This window comes from Actinotalea caeni, assembly GCF_009733795.1.
Classification (GTDB): Bacteria; Actinomycetota; Actinomycetes; order Actinomycetales; family Beutenbergiaceae; genus Pseudactinotalea; species Pseudactinotalea caeni.
In genome coordinates this window covers 52,202-71,621 of the sequence record NZ_WNXX01000003.1, presented here as the reverse complement: position 1 = coordinate 71,621, position 19,420 = coordinate 52,202, and the positions used below count along the sequence as shown (strand labels likewise).

Here is a 19,420-nt window from a genome sequence, read left to right as displayed (position 1 = left end):
TGAAATGCTGGGTGAGCCCACCAACGGTCTCGACCCCGCCGGCATCCACGAGATCCGCACGACGATGCGCCGGCTGGCCGACGAGGGGCGGGCGGTGCTCGTGAGCAGCCACATCCTCGCGGAGGTCGAGCAGGTCGCCGACACGGTCTCGATCATCGGCCGTGGCCGGCTGCTGGCCTCCGGCACGGTCGCCGAGGTGATCGGCGAGCGAGCCGGCGTCGTCAAGGTCGGGATCGACGACCCCGACGGCGCCGCCGAGGTCCTGCTCGACGCCGGGCTGCGGGTGCGTCGCGAGGGCGACGCGATCCTCGTCGACGACGAGCACGACCCTGCGCGGATCACCTACCTGCTCGCGCAGCAGGGCAGGTACGTGCGCAGCCTGACCGCGTCCGGCGCAGGGCTGGAGTCGGTGTTCCTCGAGCTCACCGCGGGGCAGGGCCTCGGCGCGCCCGAACCTGTCGGCGTCGGCGAGGGGAGCGGGTCGTGAGGCTGCTCGGCGTGGAGCTGCGGCGGCTGCGCGCCCGCGCGGCGGTGCTCGTGGTGATGGCGATCGGGCTGGCCGGGACGCTGCTGCTGGGCTGGGCGGCCCACCAGGCGGCACAGCCGATGCCGGAGGAGGACATCGCCCAGGCGGAGCGCTTCTACCAGGAGGAGGTCGAGCGCTGGGAGAGCGACGGCGAGCGGATGGTCGCCGAGTGCCTCGAGGCCGAGGCGGCCGAGTCCGAGGCGAGCGGCGAGCAGCTCGACTTCGGGTGCGACGAGATGGGGCCGCCGCAGCGGGAGTGGTACGTGTGGGAGCCGCCCGCCTTCGCCGAGTTCGCGACGGCTGCGCTGCCGAGCGCGATGCTGCTGCTCGCCTTCGTCAGCCTGCTGGCCGGCGTGACGTTCGTCGCGGCGGAGTTCGCCACGGGCTCGATCGGGACGTGGTTGACCTTCGTGCCGCGGCGCGGCCGGGTGTTCGCCTCCAAGACCGGTGCCGCCGCCGTCGGCGGCCTGGTGTTCGCAGCGGTGTGGTCGGCGGCGTACCTCGGCGCGACCGCGCTGGGCTACGCGCTCGCCGGCAGCGAGGTGGCCGTGACGGCGACGCAGGTGCACGCGCTGCTCAAGGTCGCGGTGCTCGGCACGGCCGTGACCGTCGTGGGCACCGCGCTCGGGTTCCTGCTCCGCCACACCGCCGCGGCGCTGGGGGTCGCGCTCGGCTACGTCATCGCCGTCGACGGCATCGTGCTGTCGGCGTTGCGCGGGGGCGGCCGCTGGAGCCTGCTCACGAACATGCAGGCCTGGGTGACGGGCAGCGCGTCGTACTACCAGGACGAGTGCACCACGACCGCCACCGGCACGATGTGCGACTGGGTGGAGCACACGGTCTCGATGACGCAGGGTGGCCTCGTGCTCCTGGGCGTCGTGGTCGTCCTCGGTGCGGCGGCGCTGCTGACGTTCCGCCGTCGGGACGTCTAGGCGGGCCCGAGCGTGGTGACCCGCACGACCGGCTCGCCCTCGGCGGCGCTCGCCGCGAGGTCGACGACGGCGACCAGCCGCCAGTCCCGGTCGCCGGCGGGGTCGTCGAGGACCTGGGTGACCACCCAGGCGTCGGCACGCTCCTCGATCGTCACCATGCCCGCGGCGCGGGCGTCGGGCCCGATCCCGATGTCGTCGTACTCCAGCCAGTAGCCCTCGGCCGCGCGCTCCCAGGCCGCGGCGTCCCAGCCGGTCTCGCCGTCGAGCGACCCCAGGTCGCCGTAGGCGCGGCGGGACAGCAGCTCGACGCGCCGGAACATCGCGTTGCGGACCATGACGCGGAACGCGCGGACGTTCTCGGTGACCGGCCGCGTCGGGGGAGCGGGTGCGTGCTCCTCGGCGGTGGCGCCGTCGGCGCCGCGGCGGGCCGTGCCGCCGCCGGCGCTGAGCGTCTCCCACTCGTCGAGGAGGGAGGAGTCGACGCCGCGGACCGTCGCCCCGAGCCACTCGACGAGGTCCTCCAGCTCGGGCGTGCGCAGGTGCGGCGGCACCAGCCGGCCGAGCGCGCGGTAGGCGTCGGTGAGGTAGCGCAGCAGCACCCCCTCGCTGCGCGCGAGGCCGTACGCGGCCACCAGCTCGCCGAAGGTCATCGCACGCTCGACCATCTCGCGCACGACCGACTTCGGCTTGAGCTCGTGGTCGCGCACCCACGGGTGGGCGGTCGCGTACTCGGCGAGCGCGGCGCTCAGCAGCTCCTCGAGCGGCCGCGGGTAGGTGATCTCGTCGAGCGCGTTCATGCGGTCGATGTACTCGACGCCCTCGGCCTTCATCGCCGCGACCGCCTCGCTGCGCGCCGCCTTCTCCTGGGCGACCAGGAGCGGTCGCGGGTCCTCCAGGGTCGCCTCGACGACCGAGACCACGTCGAGCACGTACGTCGGCGACTCGGGGTCGAGGAGCTCCAGCGCGGCGAGCGCGAACGGCGACAGCGGGGCGTCGAGCGCGACGTCGAGTGGCACCTCGGTCGCGAGCCGCACGCGGCGGCCCTGCGCGTCGGGCTCGGGCAGCCGCTCGACGATCCCGGCCGCGCGCAGCGACCGGTAGATCCCGACGGCGTCGCGCACCAGCCGGTTGCGCGGGGTCGGCGGCTCGTGGTTGTCGGTGAGCAGCCGGGCCATCGCCTCGACCGGGTCGCCCCAGCGCGAGAGCACGTTGAGCACCATCGCGTGCGTCACCCGCATCTGCGACGTCAGCGGCTCCGGCGGCGAGTCCCGCAGCCGCTCGAAGGTCTTGTCGGTCCAGTTGACCTGGCCGGACGGCGCCTGCTTGCGGACGATCTTGCGGCGCTTGCGCTCGTCGTCACCGGCCTTGGCGAGCGCCCGGGCGTTCTCGATGACGTGCTCGGGCGCCTGCACGATCACCTCGCCGACGGTGTCGTAGCCGGCCCGGCCCGCGCGGCCGGCGACCTGATGGAACTCGCGCGCGGTCAGGTGGCGCTGCCGGACGCCGTCGAACTTCACGAGCGAGGTCATGACGACCGTGCGGATCGGCACGTTGATGCCGACGCCGAGGGTGTCGGTGCCGCAGACGACGGGGAGCAGGCCTTCCTGGGTGAGCCGCTCCACGAGCCGCCGGTAGCGCGGCAGCATGCCGGCGTGGTGGACGCCGATGCCGTGCCGCAGCAGCCGCGACAGGGTGGTGCCGAACCCGCGCGAGAAGCGGGCGCCGTAGGCGTCCAGCGCCTCGGCCACCGCGTCGCGCTGGGCACGGGTGGCGACCTGGGCGGAGGTGAGCGACTGCGCCGTCGTGACGGCGGTGGCCTGGCTGGTGTGCACGACGTAGACCGGTGCGCGGTGGGTCTGCACCAGCTCGGTCAGCAGGTCGGGGAGCGGCTCGACCGCGTAGGAGAACGTCAGCGGGACCGGCCGCACCGCGTCGTCGAGCACCGCGGTGGGGCGGCCGGTGCGGCGCGTGAGGTCGTCGGCGATGTCCGTCATGTCGCCGAGGGTCGCCGAGAGGAGCACGAACTGCGCCTGGCTGAGCTCGAGCAGCGGCACCTGCCACGCCCAGCCCCGCTGCGGGTCGGCGTAGTAGTGGAACTCGTCGGCGACGACCTGCCCGGCGTCGGCGAGCTCGCCCTCGCGCAGCGCGAGGTTGGCGAGGATCTCGGCCGTGCAGCAGATGATCGGCGCGTCGGCGTTGATCGCGACGTCGCCGGTGACCATGCCGACCAGGTCCGGTCCGAAGGTGTCGACGAGGTCGAAGAACTTCTCGCTCACCAGCGCCTTGAGCGGCGCCGTGTAGTAGCTGCGGCGCCCCTCGGACAGCGCGACGGCGTGGGCCGACAGCGCGATGAGCGACTTGCCCGACCCGGTCGGCGTCGAGCAGATGACGTTCGAGCCCGACGCGACCTCGAGCAGCGCGCTCTCCTGGTGCGGGTAGAGCTCGAACCCGCGGCCGGCGGCCCACGCGGTGACCGCCTCGACCGCGGCCTCCGCGCCACGGCCGCGGACGTCGGCGAGGCTCATCGGGCGGCGGGGTGACGCCGTCGTGCGATCCGGGCGGGGCCCGGTCCTGTCGGTGCGACGGCGGCGCGCACGCGCGCAGGGTGGTCGGTCATCCTTGTCAGTCTAGGAACCGCGGCACCGATCGGGCGCGGCCCCGACGTCCTCCACCGCTCAGCCCACCAGCTCCGAGAGCTCGATCCAGCGCTCCTCGAGCGAGGCGACCTCGTCCTCGACCTCGCGCAGGCGTTCGGTGAGCGCCTGCAGCCCCTCGTAGTCGCTCTGGTCGTGCTCGGCCATGCGCCGGTGCAGGTCATCCACCTCGGCGCCCAGCCGGTCGAGGCGGCGCTCGATCGAGGCGACCTCCTTCTGGGCCGCGCGGCGCTCGGCGCCGGAGGGCCCCGCCGGGCGCGGCGCCGGGTCGGCGGTCGGGGTGGCCGGGCGGGTCTGCTGCTCGCGGCGCAGCCGCAGGTACTCCTCGACCCCGCCGGGGAGGTGCCGCAGCCGCCCGTCGAGGATCGCGTACTGCTGGTCGGTGACCCGCTCGAGCAGGTAGCGGTCGTGCGACACCACGACGAGCGTGCCCGGCCAGGAGTCCAGCAGGTCCTCCATCGCCGCGAGCATGTCGGCGTCGACGTCGTTGGTCGGCTCGTCGAGCGCGATGACGTTCGGCTCGTCGAGCAGCAGCAGCAACAGCTGCAGCCGTCGCTTCTGCCCGCCCGAGAGCTCGCGGACCCGCGTCGAGAGGTGCTCGCGCGCGAACCCGAGCCGCTCGAGCAGCTGCGCCGGCGTGAGGTCCTTGCCGTCGACGGCGAACGTCGTCCTCGTCCTCGCCAGCACCTCCCGCACGCGGTCGTCGCCGATGTCGGCGAGCTGCGAGAACTGCTGGTCGAGCAGCCCGAGCCGCACGGTCTTGCCGCGCTTGACCCGCCCCGACGTGGGTGGCACGGTGCCCGCGAGCAGGCCGAGCAGCGTCGACTTGCCGCTGCCGTTGGCGCCCACGATCCCGGTGCGCTCGCCCGGGGCGAGCCGCCAGGTGACGTCCCGCAGCACCTCGGTGTCGCCGTAGGCCACGCCGGCGGACTCGAGGTCGATGACGTCCTTGCCCAGCCGGGCGACCGCGAGCCGCTGCAGCTCCAGCGGGTTGCGGACCGGGGGCACGTCCTCGATCAGCTGGTTGGCGGCGTCGATCCGGAACTTCGGCTTGCTCGTGCGGGCGGGCGCGCCGCGGCGCAGCCACGCCAGCTCCTTGCGCATGAGGTTCTGCCGTTTGCTCTCGGTCGCGGCGGCGATCCGGTCTCGCTCGACCCGCTGCAGCACGTACGCGGCGTACCCGCCCTCGAACGGCTCGACGACGCCGTCGTGCACCTCCCAGGTGGCGGTGCAGACCTCGTCGAGGAACCAGCGGTCGTGCGTGATCACCAGCAGCCCGCCCGCGCCGCGGGGCCAGCGACCCTTGACGTGCTCGGCGAGCCACGCGATGCCCTCGACGTCGAGGTGGTTGGTGGGCTCGTCGAGCGCGACGACGTCCCACTCGCCCACGAGCAGCGCGGCCAGCGCGACCCGCCGCCGCTGGCCACCGCTGAGGTCGCCGATCCTGGCGTCCCAGGGCAGGTCGGCCACGAGACCACCGATGACGTCGCGCACACGGGCGTCACCGGCCCACTCGTGCTCGGGGCGGTCGCCGACGATCGTGCGGCCCACGGTCGCCCCGGCGTCGAGGCCGTCGTCCTGGGGGAGCACGCCCACGCGGGTGCCGCCGCGCCGGGTGACCCGGCCGCCGTCGGGCTCGAGCCGCCCGGCCAGCAGGTTGAGCAGGCTCGACTTGCCGTCGCCGTTGCGGCCGACGATCCCGATCCGGTCACCCTCCTCGACGCCGATGGTGACGGAGTCGAGGACGACCGTGGTCGGGTACTCCAGGTGCAGGGCCTCGGCCCCCAGAAGATGCGCCATGTCCGGTCAAGGCTACGTGCGCGCGGGTCCGCCCGGCGACTCAGGCGGTCGCGGACCGTGCCTGCCGGGCCGACGCCAGCCGCGCGGCGTCGTCGTCCTCGTCGGCGTCGTTCGCGGGTTCCCCGACCCGCAGACCGAACAGGGTCTCGACGGCGGCGACCACCTCGTCGAGACGCCCCTCGGCGGCGAGCGTGTGCGCCCGCGTCGTCGGGCCGTGCACGAGCACGCCCGCGAAGTGCCGCAGCGCGCGCTCGGTCGCCTCGGCCGTCTCGCTCGAGGTGCCGGGCCGCGCCTGCATCCGTGCGAGCTCGCTGTCCAGCAGCCGCATGACGTGCTGGCGCAGCTCGGTGATCACCGGGCCTGCCGCGGCGCTCGCCTCGAAGGCGCCGGCCGCCGACTCCACCAGGTCGTGCGCCCGCGCGCTCGCCTGCAGCTCCGGCACCGGCGCGTGCAGCCCGATCGTCGGCAGGTCGAGCAGCTCGACGCCGGGCAGCTCGGCCACCGCGGGGTCGACGTTCGCCGGCATGCCGAGGTCGACGACGAGCGTCGTGCCCGCGGTGGTGCCGCGCGCGAGGGCGAGCCGCGTCGTCGTCAGGGCCTGGCCGTTGGTCGAGGTGATGATGAGGTCGGCGGCGCCGAGCTCGCGGTCGAGGTCGGCGTCGGCGACCATCCGTACGGCGGGGTGGGGCAGTATCCGTCCCGAGGGCGACCACGCGGTCATCGACGGCACGCCGCGCTCGACGAGCGCGCCGCACAGCGCCCGCGCGTGGCTGCCGGACCCGATGACGAGCACGCGCGCGCTGCGCCAGTCGCCCACCCGGTTCGAGGCCAGGTCGAGCGCGAGCTGCACGATCGACTGCCCGCCCTCGGAGATGCCGCTGATCGCGCGTACCTCGCGCGAGGTCGCCGTCGCGCCCTGGAACAGCCGCTCGAGCGGCGGCGTCGCCGTCCGGGTGCGCTGGGCGTCCGCCAGCGCGCGCCGCACCTGCCCGGTGATCTCGCGCTCGCCGAACACCATCGAGTCGAGCCCGGAGGCGACCGCGAACAGGTGCGCGCTCACGCGGCTGCCGGTGATGACCCGCATGCCGTGGCGCAGCTCCTCGACATCGACACCGGCCGCGTCGGCGACGTCCTCGAGCAGGCTCGCCGGGTCGGTCGCGTCGTCGACGTCGAGGTAGAGCTCGTAGCGGTTGCACGTCGCCAACGTCACCCGACCGCGAGCAGCGGCGGGTGCGACGGCGTTCTCGAGCCCCGTGGCGAGTCGTTCGAGCAGCTCGAACGTCGCCGTGCGGTGGCTCGCTCCCAGGCACACGAGCACCCGACCAGGGTAGGCGGCCCCGCGAGCGGAGGTGGTGACGGGTCGTCACGTCCACCCGGCGAGATCACTGCCGAGCGGGCCGCTCGCGGCGACGGGACACCGCGTCAGCACCACCCGGTGCGCGACGGTGGCAGGATCGAGACGTGACCCTGCCGACCACCACGACCGCGCCGTTGCTGCACGCCCTCCGTGGCGAGCGGCCTCCGCGGCTGCCCGTGTGGTTCATGCGGCAGGCCGGCCGGTCGCTGCCGGAGTACCGCGAGCTGCGGGTCGGCACCCGCATGCTCGAGGCGTGCCTCGACCCCGCGATGGCGGCGGAGATCACACTCCAGCCGGTGCGCCGTCACGGCGTCGACGCCGCGATCCTCTTCAGCGACATCGTCGTGCCGCTGCGGCTCGTCGGCGTCGACGTCGACATCGTGCCCGGTCGCGGCCCGGTCCTCGGCCGGCCCGTGCGCACCGCGGCCGACGTCGACGACCTCGTCGCGCACGCGCCCGACGGCGCCGGTCCCGAGGTGTTCGACGCCGTCGCCCAGGCGGTGCGTCTCGTGGTGGCCGAGCTGCCTGAGGGCACGCCGCTCATCGGGTTCGCGGGTGCACCGTTCACACTGGCCGCGTACCTGGTCGAGGGCGGGCCGAGCAAGGACCAGCTCGCGGCGCGCACGCTCATGCACGCCGACCCCGACGCCTGGCAGCGGCTGATGGCGTGGACGGCGCAGCTGTCGTCGGCGTTCCTGCAGGCGCAGGTGCGCGCGGGCGCCTCCGCGGTGCAGCTGTTCGACTCCTGGGCGGGCGCGCTCTCGCTCGCCGACTACGAGCGGGCCGTGCTGCCGGCGTCGACGGCGGCGCTCGCGGCCGTGCGGACCCAGGTGCCCACGATCCACTTCGGCACGGGCACCGGCCACCTGCTGCCGGCGATGGCACGTGCGGCCGACGCGGTCGGCGTCGACCACCGCACGCCGCTGGACGAGGCCGCGGCTGCGCTGCCCGGCGTCCCGCTGCAGGGCAACATCGACCCCGCGCTGCTCGGCGCACCCTGGCCGGTGCTCGAGGCGCACGTGCGCGACGTCGTCGAGCGCGGTCGCGCCGCACCGGGCCACGTCGTCAACCTCGGCCACGGCGTGCCGCCGACAGCGGACCCCGACGTGCTCACCAGGATCGTCGACCTGGTGCACCAGCTCTAGGGAGCGATCGGTCGTGGTGCGCAGGTCCGGGCTCTCGGGCGTCAAGGTCGTCGTCGGCGGCGGCGTCGCCGGGCTCACCGCGGCGCGCGACCTCGCTCGCGCGGGCTACCCGGTCGTCGTCCTCGAGGGCGGCTCGACCGGTGGCTCGGTCAGCTCCCGCACGCTCGACGGGCTGGCGGTCGATGTCGGGGCGGAGGGGTTCGCCACACGCGGCGGCGCCGTCGTGTCGCTGCTCGAGGAGCTGGGGCTGGCCGACCGGGTGACCTCGCCGCGACCGACCGGCACGTGGGTCCACCGGCCCGACGGCGCGACCCGCATCCCCGACGGTGCCGTCCTCGGTATCCCGACCCGTCTGGACGACCCCGCGCTCGACGCGCTGGGGGAGGAGGCCGCCGCCCGCGCGCGGCAGGACGAGACGCTGCCCGGCACGGTCGGGGCGGACGCCCAGACGCTCGGCACCCTCGTGCGCACCCGGATGGGTGAGGGGGTGATGCGCGCGTGGCCAGCGCCGCTGGTGGCCGGCGTGCACCGGCTCGACATCGACGCCGTCGACCCGGAGGTGCTGCTGCCCGGGGTGCGCGCGCGGCTGGCCGAGAAGGGCTCGCTCGCCGCGGCGCTGCGCGGCGGCAACGGCGAGCTGGCCGGGCTGCGGGGAGGCATCTTCCAGGTCGTGCACGCGCTGGTCGGCGAGGTCACCACGCTGGGCGGGCAGATCGTCGAGGGCGGTGCGGTCGCCGTCGAGCCGGACCTGCAGGGGTGGCGCGTGCGCACCACCGACGACGCGGTGGTGCACGGCGACGGGCTGCTGCTCGCGTGCCCGCCGTGGTGGTGGCCGAGCGGTGTCCCGGAGGCGATCGGCGCGATCGCGCGGGCGTGGCCGCAGCCGCGACCGGTCGACGTCGTCACCCTCGTCGTCGCGCACGACGGCGGCGGTCGCCGCGCGGGTGTGATCGTCGCCGACGGCGGTGGTCGGGTGCGGGCGCGTGCGCTCACCTACTCGACCGCGAAGTGGGACTGGCTGGCGGAGGACGCGCGCGGCCGCGAGGTGCTACGGCTCACCTACGACGCGCTCGACGACCCGGACGACGTCGTCACCCGGCAGGCCCTGGCCGACGCCGCCGCGCTGACCGGCGCCACCTGGACCGACGACGACGTCCTCGCCGCCGACCGCACCCGCTGGCTGATGCCGCGCTCGGCGATCGAGTCCGGCATGACGGAGCAGCGCGCCGCCATGCGCGAAGCGGTCACCGACCGCACCGACCTCGCCCTCACGGGTGGCTGGCTCGCCGGCACCGGCCTCGCGTGGACGATCGCCGACGCCCGCGCCGCCGCCGCCCGCCTCCTCGCCTGACCACTGTCACCGCACTGTGCAACACCCTCCACTTTCACCGCACTGTGCAACACCCCCCGCTTTCACCGCACTTTGCAACACCTCTCACTCTCACCGCACTTTCTGCCTCGGCCCACTTTCACCGCACTTCTTGCCGCCCCGCTCTCACCGCACCGTCGAACACTGGGCAGCCTCGCCGCTCAGTGGAGCGCCCAGCTGTTGGGGCTGAGACGCAACGGATCCTGCGGACTCGGGCTGCTGCCCTGCACCCCGCCCGATGCGCCGATCGTCGAAGCATCGCGGCAACAAGTGCGGTGAAACGGGATCGTGGCAAGAAGTGCGGTGAGTATGTGCGGTGTTGCAAAGTGCGGTGAAAGCGGGGGGTGTTGCAAAGTGCGGTGAAAGCGAGGGGTGTTGCAAAGTGCGGTGAAAGTGGGGGCTACCAGAGGCGGGGGGTGGTGGTGGCGGCCTGCTCGGGGGTGAGGGCGGTGTCGGTGAGGAGGGCCGCGAGCTCGGTGGTGGCGGTCTCGCCGCGGGCGATCGTCAGCGGGGTGTCCCACGCCAGCGCGGGGCCGGCCCCGACGTAGTCCGACGCGCGCAGGAACCATGGCAGGACGTGGTCCGGGCGCTGCGCGAGCAGCAGCGTGCTCACCCGGGGGCCTCGGTGCTGCACGAACGCGACCCACGGCGAGATCGAGCCGTGCACCGCCTCCTCGCCCTCGCCGTGGGCGGCGAGGACCGCGGTCCTCGACGCCGGGCCGAGCCGCCAGAAGACGCCGCCGTAGCCGGCGCCGCGCCGGCCCGCCGTCGCGGGCGACTCGACGACGGCGTCCGCGTGCGGCGCGTGCAGGTCCGAGCGCCACCGCAGTCGCCACCCCAGCTCGTCGGGCGCGACCGTGATCGTGCGGTCCTCGCGCAGCAGCTCCTCGCCGGTGGGGCTCGTCCAGGAGATGCGCTGCCGGAGCCGCTCGCCCTCGACCTCGCTCGCCAGCAGCACCTGGGTGCCGTGGTTGGCGAGCAGCGTCGGGCCCTCGCCGCGCACCCAGGTGCGGCCGCCCCAGAACGAGGTGCCGTTGACGAGCGCCACCGCCATCGAGACCCCGTAGTGGTGCCGGTGGTCGGCCGGCGTGCGGTCCGTGAGCTCCGCCCCGCCCGCCGTGCGCACCGGGTGCAGGTAGGGCCGCGGGGAGTGCACCGGCGGGATCGCGGCGCCGTCGACGGCGTGGCACAGGTCGACCGTCCGGCCGCCCGGCAGCGCGCCCAGCAGCACGTGCTCGGCCCCGTCGGAGGACTCGCGCACCGTCCAGGACACCGACGCGAGCCGGGGCGGCGGGTCGGCCGGCTCGGGTCGGCGGTCGCGCTCGGGCGAGCGCACGGTCGCGGGCACGACGCCGGTGCTCGCGCGCGGCCGCAGCGTGGGCACCCGCGGCGGCGGGTCGGTGCGGTCGGCGCCGTCGAGCAGCGCGGCCAGCTGACGCCACGCCGTCGCGCCGAGCTCGGCGTGGGAGACCCCGACCGTGGTCAGCGGCGGCACCGCGAACCGTGCGAGCGGGACGTCGTCGAACCCGGCCACGGAGATGTCGGCCGGCACCGCGACCCCGAGCTCGTTGAGCCGTGCGAGCAGGCCGAAGGCGACGAGGTCGTTGTAGGCGACGACGGCGGTCGCGCGCGTCGCCAGGACCGCCTCGCCCGCGCGGTAGCCGGACTCGATCGTCGCGCCCGCCCCGATCTCGCTGAGCCGCACGTCCGCGTGGCGTTCCGCCGCCCGCCGCATGGTGGCGACCCGCGTGCGGTTCGACTCGCTGAGCGGGGGCCCCGCGAGGTAGGCGAGGTGGCGGTGCCCGAGCCCGAGCAGGTGCTCGACGAGCAGGTCGGTGCCGGCCGCGTAGTCGACGCCGACCGTCGGTGTCACGCCGTCGGGGAGCCGGTTGACGACCACGACAGGGGCGAGCGAACCCAGCAGCTCGCGCAGCGCCGGCTCCGGCAGCCGCGGTGCCACGAGCACCAGCGCGTCGCAGCGGCGCCGGGCGTCGGTGCTGCTCGCGCGCTCCGTCTCCGGGTCGCCGCCGGTGTCGGCGACGAGCACCCGGTAGCCGCGCTCCTGCGCGGCGTCGCTCACCCCCTGCAGCACCTCCTGGACCATCGGGTTCGAGAGCTCGGGGACGACGACGGCGACCGTGTGCGTGCGGCCCAGCGACAGGCTGCGGGCGGTCGTGGACGGCTGGTACCGCAGCGCCGCCGCGGCCTCCTGCACGCGGCTCGCGAGCGCGGCGTCGACCGATGCGTTGCCGTTCATCACCCGCGAGACGGTCGCACGCGAGACGCCGGCCGATCGGGCGACGTCGTCGATCGTGGCGGGCCGTGCGGCGTGGGGCGGGCGTCGCACCGGTGCGTACTCCTTCGCAGCGTGGCTGAGCGGTTCACGGTAGCCGCACGGGGGCCGGATCGAACCGGCGCCAGGCCGCTCGCGTCGCGCCGTCGCACCGACCGTACCTGACGCCTCGTCGCGAACTGTCACCTCGTATCCGACCTAGGGTGGAGGGGTGACCGATGTTCCCGATCCCAGCAGCGCGCCGCGCACCGAGTACACCGTGTGGGCCACGTTCGTGGGCCACTCCGAGCCCGTCCAGGGCGACGCCACCGACCTCGACGAGGTGACGGCGGAGCTCGCGGAGCGGGGTGTCACCACGCGCGGGTTCTACGACGTATCCGGGCTGCGGGCCGACGCCGACGTGCTCGTGTGGTTGCACGGTCCCGACCTCGCCGACGTCCAGGCCGCGTTGCGCCGACTGCGTCGCACCGAGGTCTTCGCCACCATGCGGCCGGTCTGGAACGTCGCCGGCGTGCACCGCGACGCCGAGTTCAACGCCTCCCACGTGCCCGCCTTCATGCGTGGCCTGGAGCCCAAGGCGTGGCTGTGCGTGTACCCGTTCGTGCGCTCCTACGAGTGGTACCTGCTGCCCGAGGAGGAGCGCCGGGCGATGCTGGCCGAGCACGGCCGCAAGGGCGCCGCGCACCGCGGCGTGCTCACCAACACCGTGGCCGCGTTCGCGCTCGGCGACTACGAGTGGGTGCTGCCGCTCGAGGCCGACGACCCGATCGAGCTCGTCGACCTCATGCGCGACCTGCGCTACACCGAGGCGCGCCGTCACGTGCGCGAGGAGGTCCCGTTCTACACAGGTCGGCGCGTCAGCGCCGCCGAGCTCGTCGAGGTGCTGTCATGACCGCCGACCCCACGACCGTCCGCGCCGGCAGCGGTGGCAAGCCGCCCAAGGCGACCAGCGCACCGCTCGCTCCGGGCGCCGTCGTGCCCGCCGCGACCCCCGCCGCGCGCGGCGGCGAGCCCCACGTCACGCGGCCGCAGGACTACGACGCCGTGCTGCTGCTCGGCTTCGGCGGCCCCGAGGGCCCCGACGACGTCATGCCGTTCCTCCGCAACGTCACCGCGGGCCGCGGCATCCCCGACGAGCGGCTCGCCGAGGTAGCCGAGCACTACCACCACTTCGACGGCGTCAGCCCGATCAACGCCCAGAACCGCGCGCTGCGCGAGGCGCTCGCCGCCGAGCTCCAGCGCACCGGACCAGCGCTGCCGGTGCTGTGGGGCAACCGCAACTTCGCGCCCTACCTCACCGACACGCTGCACGAGGCGCACGAGGCCGGTCACCGGCGGCTGCTCGTGCTCGCGACCAGCGCCTACTCCTGCTACTCCTCCTGCCGGCAGTACCGCGAGGACCTCGCCGACGCGCTGCAGGCGACCGGGCTGGGCGAGCACCTGGAGATCGACAAGATCCGCGTGTTCTTCGACCACCCCGGGTTCGTGACGCCGTTCGTCGAGGCGGTCGACGCCGCCCTCGTCGAGCTCGCCGGTCGGGGGCGCACCCGGGTGCAGGTGCTGTTCGCCACCCACTCGATCCCCGTCGGCGACGCCGAGCGCTCCGGCCCGCCCGAGCTCGACCTCGGACCGGGTGGCGCCTACGAGGCCCAGCACCTCGCCGTCGGGGAGGCCGTGATGAGCCGGGTGAGCGTGCCGCAGGGCCTCGTCGTCGGCTCGCAGCTGGTCTACCAGTCGCGCTCCGGCCCGCCGAGCCAGCCGTGGCTGGAGCCGGACATCAACGACGCGATCGCCGCGCTCGCGGCCGCCGACGACCGGCCCGACGCGGTCGTCATCGCCCCCATCGGCTTCGTCTCCGACCACCTCGAGGTGCTCTGGGACCTCGACAACGAGGCGATCGAGACCGCGACCGACCACGGCATCGACGCCGTCCGGGTCCCGACCCCCGGGGTCGACCCGACGTTCGTCGCCGGCCTCGCCGACCTCGTGCGCGAGCGCGTCGAGGGTCGCGCCGTCGAGGAGCGCGCCGCGCTCACCGACCTCGGGCCCTGGAACGACGTCTGCCGCCCGGGGTGCTGCGCCAACGCTCGCCGACCGTTCTCGCCCGTGCTGGCGGGCGTCGCGCCGTGACCGCGCTGCGGCTGGGGACCCGTGCGAGCCTGCTCGCCCGCACGCAGGCCGGGGACGTCGCCGACGCGCTGACCGCCGCGGGCGTCGCCACCGAGCTGGTGCCGATGACCAGCCACGGCGACACCACCCGCGCCTCGCTGGCCTCCCTCGGCGGCACCGGCGTGTTCGCGGCGGCCCTGCGCGAGGCGCTGCTCGCGGGCGAGTGCGACGCGGTCGTGCACTCCTACAAGGACCTCCCGACCGCGCCGCACCCGGGTCTGCGTGTGGCCGCCACACCGGCGCGCGCCGACCACCGCGACGTGCTGTGCGCCGCGAGCCCGCTCGCCGAGCTGCGCGAGGGCGCCCGCGTGGGCACCGGGTCGCCGCGCCGTCGTGCGCAGCTGCTCGCGGCCCGACCGGACCTCGAGGTCGTCGACATCCGCGGCAACGTCGACACCCGGCTGGCGATGGTGACCGACGGCGAGCTCGACGGCGTCGTGCTCGCGATGGCAGGGCTGTCGCGCATCGGGCGCGAGGAGCACGTCGCCGAGACGTTCGAGTGGCCAACCGCGCCGGCGCAAGGCGCGCTCGCGGTCGAGGTGCGCGCCGACGACGAGCGGACCGCCGAGCTCGTCGCCGCCGTGCACGACGAGCGCACCCACCTCGCGGTGACGATCGAGCGCGCCTTCCTCGCCGAGCTCGAGGCCGGCTGCGCCGCGCCGGTGGCCGCGACGGCGACCGTGCGGTTCCAGCGGGTGAGCCTGCGGGCGGTGGCCTACAGCCTCGACGGCCAGCGCCGCCACGGCAGCCGGGTGGACGACAAGCTCGACGACCCCGCGGAGATCGGCGTGCGCGCGGCCCGCGCGCTCCTCGACGCCGGGATCCGGGACTGGTTGGCGTGACCGTCCTGCTCGTCCCGCGCGGCGGCACCTGGGGTGCCGCGGCCGCTGCCGCGGCGGCCGACCTGGGGCTGACGCCGTGGGTGCTGCCCCTCATCGAGACCGTGCCCGCGCCCTCGGCGGAGCTGGACGCCGCCCTCGCGCGGCTGACGGCGGGCGACTACCGCTGGCTCGCGGTGACGAGCGCGGCCGCGGTGCCGACCCTGCGCGACGTCGCGCTGCCGGCGTCGCTGCGGGTCGCCGCCGTGGGTGAGGGCACGGCCGCGGCGCTCACGCGGGCCGGGATCGAGGTGCACCTCGTGGGCGACGGCGGTGCGCTGGCGATGCTCCAGCGGTGGCCGCAGCAGGTCGACGGGCCGGTGCTCGCCGTCCGGTCCGACCTCGCCCGCCCGACCCTGGTCGACGGGTTGCGGCGCGCGGGCTGGGAGGTCGACGCCGTCGTCGCCTACCGCACCCTGCGGACCGAGCTGAGCACGACCGAGAAGCACGCGCTGCGGACCGGGCGGGCCGACGTCGCGCTGGTGACGAGCGGCAGCGTCGCCCGCCACCTCGCCGAGGTCGAGGTCGCGCCGAGCACCCGGCTGGTTGCGATGGGGGCCCAGACGGCCGAGGACGTGCGGGCCGCGGGGCTCGAGGTCGCCGCGGTCGCCTCCTCGCCGACGATCGCCGAGCTGCTGCGCGCCGCCCAGGAGCTTGGCGCGGAGCCGTCGTGACCGGACCGGCGCGGCGGGCGGCGGCAGCGCCCCCGTACCGTGCGTGCGTGGACGTCGTCGTGGCACGAGACCGAGGGACGTGGGAGGTCCGATGAGCGGAGCAGGCAGCGTGGCAGGTCGGGTCGGGCGGGTGCGCCCGCGGCGGCTGCGGCAGTCGACCGCGATGCGCCGCGTGGTCCGTGAGACCCGGGTGCACGCCGCGCAGCTGGTGCTGCCGATGTTCGTCCACGCCGGCCCGGAGCCGCGACCGATCGGGTCGATGCCCGGCGTGCAGCAGCACAGCATCGGCACGCTGCGGCGCGCCGCCGTCGAGGCCGCCGAGGCCGGCGTCGGCGGCGTCATGCTGTTCGGTGTACCCGCGCGCCGAGACGCCACCGGTACCGAGGCGACCGACCCGGACGGCATCCTCAACCGGGCGACGGCGGCCGTCGTCGCCGAGGTCGGGGACGCCGTCGTCGTCTCGACCGACCTGTGCCTGGACGAGTTCACCGACCACGGCCACTGCGGCGTCCTCGACGACGCCGGCCGCGTCGACAACGACGCGACCCTGGAGCGTTACGCCGAGATGGCGCTCGCGCAGGCGGAGGCGGGCTCGGTGCTGCTGGGGCTGTCGGGGATGATGGACGGCCAGGTGGCGGCGGTGCGGGACGCGCTCGACGCCGCCGGCCGCACCGACGTGGCCACGCTCGCCTACGCCGCCAAGTACGCCTCGGCGTACTACGGGCCGTTCCGCGAGGCCGTGGACTCCCAGCTGACCGGCGACCGGCGCACCTACCAGCTCGACCCCGCCAACGCGCGGGAGGGGCTGCGCGAGGCCGCGCTCGACGTCGAGGAGGGCGCCGACGTCGTCATGGTCAAGCCGGCGCTGCCCTACCTCGACGTGCTGCGGCAGGTCGCCGACTCCAGCCCGGTGCCGGTGTGGGCGTACCAGGTGTCGGGGGAGTACGCGATGCTCGAGGCGGCGGCCGCCCACGGCTGGATCGCGCGCGAGGCCGCGATCGCCGAGGCGCTGACGTCGATCGTGCGCGCCGGCGCCGACGCCGTCCTGACCTACTGGGCCACCGAGGTGGCCGCGACGCTGGAGGACCGATGACCGAGACCACCCCGCTGGACCGCGCGCGCGAGCTGCTGCCCGGTGGCGTCAGCTCGCCGGTGCGGGCGCACGGCTCGGTCGGCGGCGACCCGCTGATGCTGGTGTCGGCCGCCGGCCCGCGCGTGCACGACGCCGACGGCCGCACCTACGTCGACCTCGTCGGGTCCTGGGGCCCGGCGATCCTCGGCCACGCCCACCCCGACGTCGTCGAGGCCGTGCAGGCGGCCGCCGCCCGCGGGCTGTCCTTCGGCGCGTCGACCCCGGCGGAGGCCGAGCTCGCCGCGCTCGTGCGGGAGCGGGTGCCGCTCGCCGAGAAGACCCGGCTGGTCTCGACCGGCACCGAGGCGACGATGACCGCGATCCGGCTGGCGCGTGCCGCCACCGGGCGAGACCTCGTCATCAAGTTCGCCGGGCACTACCACGGCCACTCCGACGGCCTGCTCGCCGCGGCCGGCTCCGGCGTCGCCACGCTGGGGCTGCCGGGCTCCGCCGGCGTGCCCGAGGGCTTCGCGGCGCTGACGGTCGTGCTGCCGTACAACGACCTCGACGCCGTCCGGACCGCGCTCGAGGCGCACCCCGGACGTGTCGCGGCCGTCATCACCGAGGCCGCGGCGGCCAACATGGGCGTCGTGCCGCCGAACGACGGCTTCAACGCCGCGCTCACCGAGCTCGCGCACGCGCACGGCGCTCTCGTCATCGCCGACGAGGTGCTGACCGGGTTCCGTGTCGGCCCGTCGGGATGGTGGGGCCTCGAGCGTGCCGCGGGGAGCACATGGACGCCCGACCTGCTCACGTTCGGCAAGGTCATCGGCGGCGGGCTGCCGGTCGCTGCCCTGGCCGGCCGCGCCGAGCTCATGGACCTGCTCGCCCCCGCCGGCCCGGTCTACCAGGCGGGCACGCTCAGCGGGAACCCGGTCGCGGTCGCGGCCGGCGTCGCGACGCTGCGGCTCGCCGACGAGGCGGTCTACGCCCGGCTGGACGCCGTCGCCCACGAGATCAGCACCGCGGTCGGGCAGGCCCTCGCGGTCGTCGGCGTGCCGCACCACGTGCAGCGCGCCGGCAACCTGTTCTCGGTCGCGTTCGGCGTCGAGAGCCCGGTGCACGACTACGCGGCCATGCAGGCGACCGAGCACTGGCGCTACCCGGCCTTCTTCCACGCGATGCTCGACGCCGGGGTGAGCCTGCCGCCGTCGGCGTTCGAGGCGTGGTTCGTCTCCGCCGCGCACGACGACGACGCGGTCGCCCAGGTGCTCGCCGCGCTCCCCGGCGCCGCACGGGCCGCCGCGGAGGCGACCCCGGCCTGAGGACCGGCCCGCACCGGCCGGAGGCGCCCCGCGCACCCGGTCGGCGCGGCAGGATGAGACGCATGGAACGCATCGTCGTGGTCGGGGCGGGGCTGGCCGCCGCGCACGCCGTCGAGACCCTCCGGGAGGAGGGCTACTGGGGTCCGCTGACGGTCGTCGGCAACGAGCCGCTGCTGCCGTACGAGCGGCCGCAGCTGAGCAAGGACGTGCTGCAGGGCAAGGAGTTCCAGGTGCTGCACGACGCGGCCTGGTACGCCGAGCACGAGGTGCGGGTGCTCACCCACACCTCGGCCGAACGGCTCGACCTCGCCTCGCGCACGGTCGTCCTCGACGACGGCCAGAGCCTCGGGTACGACGCGCTGCTGCTCGCCACCGGGGCGCGGCCGCGCGTGCCGTCGATCCCGGGCGTCGAGCGCGCGCACGTGCTGCGCACGTGGCAGGACGAGCAGCGCCTGCAGGCCGCGATCCGGCCCGGTGCCCGGCTGGTGGTCGTCGGCGGCGGGTGGATCGGGCTCGAGGTCGCGGCCTCGGCGCGGCAGCAGGGCACCGAGGTCACGGTGCTCGAGCGCAGCGACGCCCCGCTCGCGCGCGTGCTCGGCCCGCGGCTCGCCGAGCACCTGCTCGCGCTGCACCGCGGTCACGGCGTCGACGTCCGCACCGGGGTCGACGTCACCGCGATCACGCCCGACGGCGTGGTCACGAGCGACGGCGAGATCAGCGCCGACGCGGTCCTGCTCGCGGTCGGCGTGACGCCGCGCACCGAGCTCGCCGAGGCGGCGGGGCTGTCGGTCACCGCCGACGGTGTCGTCGCCGACAGCCGGCTGCGGACCAGCGACCCCGACGTCTGGGTGGCGGGCGACGTCGCGCTCGCGACCCACTCCACCCTCGGCCCGCTGCGCGTCGAGCACTGGGACGACGCGATCCGGCAGGGCCGGGCCGCGGCGCGGTCGATGCTCGGCGACGAGGTCGCCTACGACTGGCAGCCGTACGTCTTCACCGACCAGTTCGAGTTCTCGATGGAGTACGTCGGGCACTCCTCCCCGACCGACCGCGTGGAGCTGCGCGGTGACGTCGAGCAGAACGCGTTCATCGCCTACTGGCTGGGCGGCGAGGACGGCCGCACCGTCACAGCCGGCATGAACGTCGGGATCTGGGACGTCAACGACACGCTGCGGGAGATGATCGGGACGACCGTCGACCCGGACCAGCTCACCGACCTGCGCTGA

15 protein-coding genes are annotated in these 19,420 nt (G+C 75.2%); 11 read left to right on the top strand and 4 right to left on the bottom strand.

The annotated features are described in order from the left end of the window. Positions 1-4: 4 nt before the first annotated feature. Together GPA02_RS03610 and GPA02_RS03605 are read left to right on the top strand one after the other, a co-directional pair. Positions 5-487, top strand: coding sequence for an ATP-binding cassette domain-containing protein (locus GPA02_RS03610; RefSeq protein WP_156198491.1), 483 nt, complete (start codon positions 5-7; stop codon positions 485-487). Next, positions 484-1,458 carry a hypothetical protein gene (locus GPA02_RS03605; RefSeq protein ID WP_156198490.1) on the top strand — a complete coding sequence of 325 codons (975 nt, stop codon included), beginning with the start codon at positions 484-486 and terminating at the stop codon, positions 1,456-1,458. Before GPA02_RS03610 ends, GPA02_RS03605 begins: the two co-directional genes overlap by 4 nt. On the opposite strand, the gene GPA02_RS03600 is transcribed toward GPA02_RS03605, so the two are convergent. The 3 genes from GPA02_RS03600 to GPA02_RS03590 all read right to left on the bottom strand — a co-directional run bounded on the left by GPA02_RS03600 (position 1,455) and on the right by GPA02_RS03590 (position 7,230). Further along, the gene (locus GPA02_RS03600; protein WP_156198489.1) at positions 1,455-3,983 is read right to left on the bottom strand and encodes a DEAD/DEAH box helicase; all 2,529 of its coding nucleotides are present in this window, start codon (positions 3,981-3,983) and stop codon (positions 1,455-1,457) included. The genes GPA02_RS03605 and GPA02_RS03600 overlap by 4 nt on opposite strands. Positions 3,984-4,133: 150 nt before the next feature. Beyond that, positions 4,134-5,912, bottom strand: a complete 1,779-nt coding sequence (locus GPA02_RS03595) for an ABC-F family ATP-binding cassette domain-containing protein (RefSeq protein ID WP_156198488.1) — start codon at positions 5,910-5,912, stop codon at positions 4,134-4,136. A gap of 40 nt (positions 5,913-5,952) precedes the next feature. After that, on the bottom strand, positions 5,953-7,230 hold the full coding sequence (locus GPA02_RS03590) for a glutamyl-tRNA reductase (RefSeq protein ID WP_156198487.1): 1,278 nt from the start codon (positions 7,228-7,230) through the stop codon (positions 5,953-5,955). A gap of 143 nt (positions 7,231-7,373) precedes the next feature. Between GPA02_RS03590 and hemE the strand changes: the two genes are divergently transcribed. Together hemE and GPA02_RS03580 are read left to right on the top strand one after the other, a co-directional pair. Further along, positions 7,374-8,414, top strand: a complete 1,041-nt coding sequence (gene hemE, locus GPA02_RS03585; protein WP_156198486.1) for a uroporphyrinogen decarboxylase — start codon at positions 7,374-7,376, stop codon at positions 8,412-8,414. A 13-nt stretch (positions 8,415-8,427) separates the two neighbouring features. Beyond that, the gene (locus GPA02_RS03580) at positions 8,428-9,765 is read left to right on the top strand and encodes a protoporphyrinogen/coproporphyrinogen oxidase (protein WP_156198485.1); all 1,338 of its coding nucleotides are present in this window, start codon (positions 8,428-8,430) and stop codon (positions 9,763-9,765) included. A gap of 418 nt (positions 9,766-10,183) precedes the next feature. Here GPA02_RS03580 and GPA02_RS03575 read toward each other — a convergent pair whose 3' ends face one another. Further along, positions 10,184-12,130, bottom strand: coding sequence for a DUF6807 family protein (locus tag GPA02_RS03575; RefSeq protein ID WP_240133863.1), 1,947 nt, complete (start codon positions 12,128-12,130; stop codon positions 10,184-10,186). Between the two features lie 157 nt (positions 12,131-12,287). On the opposite strand from GPA02_RS03575, the gene hemQ reads away from it, so the two are divergent. The 7 genes from hemQ to GPA02_RS03540 all read left to right on the top strand — a co-directional run bounded on the left by hemQ (position 12,288) and on the right by GPA02_RS03540 (position 19,420). Then, positions 12,288-12,968 carry a hydrogen peroxide-dependent heme synthase gene (hemQ, locus tag GPA02_RS03570; protein ID WP_156198484.1) on the top strand — a complete coding sequence of 227 codons (681 nt, stop codon included), beginning with the start codon at positions 12,288-12,290 and terminating at the stop codon, positions 12,966-12,968. Further along, positions 12,965-14,206 carry a ferrochelatase gene (locus tag GPA02_RS03565; protein WP_156198483.1) on the top strand — a complete coding sequence of 414 codons (1,242 nt, stop codon included), beginning with the start codon at positions 12,965-12,967 and terminating at the stop codon, positions 14,204-14,206. Before hemQ ends, GPA02_RS03565 begins: the two co-directional genes overlap by 4 nt. Continuing rightward, positions 14,203-15,087, top strand: a complete 885-nt coding sequence (gene hemC, locus GPA02_RS03560; RefSeq protein ID WP_156198482.1) for a hydroxymethylbilane synthase — start codon at positions 14,203-14,205, stop codon at positions 15,085-15,087. Before GPA02_RS03565 ends, hemC begins: the two co-directional genes overlap by 4 nt. Then, complete coding sequence (locus tag GPA02_RS03555; protein WP_162457692.1) at positions 15,084-15,797, top strand: uroporphyrinogen-III synthase; 714 nt, start codon at positions 15,084-15,086, stop codon at positions 15,795-15,797. The genes hemC and GPA02_RS03555 overlap by 4 nt, the downstream gene beginning before the upstream one ends. A 163-nt stretch (positions 15,798-15,960) precedes the next feature. Further along, on the top strand, positions 15,961-16,890 hold the full coding sequence (hemB, locus tag GPA02_RS03550; RefSeq protein WP_240133874.1) for a porphobilinogen synthase: 930 nt from the start codon (positions 15,961-15,963) through the stop codon (positions 16,888-16,890). After that, positions 16,887-18,194, top strand: a complete 1,308-nt coding sequence (locus tag GPA02_RS03545) for a glutamate-1-semialdehyde 2,1-aminomutase (protein WP_156198479.1) — start codon at positions 16,887-16,889, stop codon at positions 18,192-18,194. Before hemB ends, GPA02_RS03545 begins: the two co-directional genes overlap by 4 nt. 62 nt (positions 18,195-18,256) lie before the next feature. Continuing rightward, positions 18,257-19,420 carry an NAD(P)/FAD-dependent oxidoreductase gene (locus tag GPA02_RS03540; RefSeq protein WP_156198478.1) on the top strand — a complete coding sequence of 388 codons (1,164 nt, stop codon included), beginning with the start codon at positions 18,257-18,259 and terminating at the stop codon, positions 19,418-19,420.

Excerpts from the sequence above, each read along its gene's own strand:
- GPA02_RS03610 (WP_156198491.1), top strand. The coding sequence starts at position 5 with ATGCTGGGTGAGCCCACCAACGGTCTCGACCCCGCCGGCATCCACGAG.
- GPA02_RS03545 (WP_156198479.1), top strand. The coding sequence starts at position 16,887 with ATGACCGAGACCACCCCGCTGGACCGCGCGCGCGAGCTGCTGCCCGGT.
- hemB (WP_240133874.1), top strand. The coding sequence starts at position 15,961 with ATGCGCCGCGTGGTCCGTGAGACCCGGGTGCACGCCGCGCAGCTGGTG.
- GPA02_RS03595 (WP_156198488.1), bottom strand. The coding sequence starts at position 5,912 with ATGGCGCATCTTCTGGGGGCCGAGGCCCTGCACCTGGAGTACCCGACC.
- GPA02_RS03600 (WP_156198489.1), bottom strand. The coding sequence starts at position 3,983 with ATGAGCCTCGCCGACGTCCGCGGCCGTGGCGCGGAGGCCGCGGTCGAG.
- GPA02_RS03565 (WP_156198483.1), top strand. The coding sequence starts at position 12,965 with ATGACCGCCGACCCCACGACCGTCCGCGCCGGCAGCGGTGGCAAGCCG.
- GPA02_RS03540 (WP_156198478.1), top strand. The coding sequence starts at position 18,257 with ATGGAACGCATCGTCGTGGTCGGGGCGGGGCTGGCCGCCGCGCACGCC.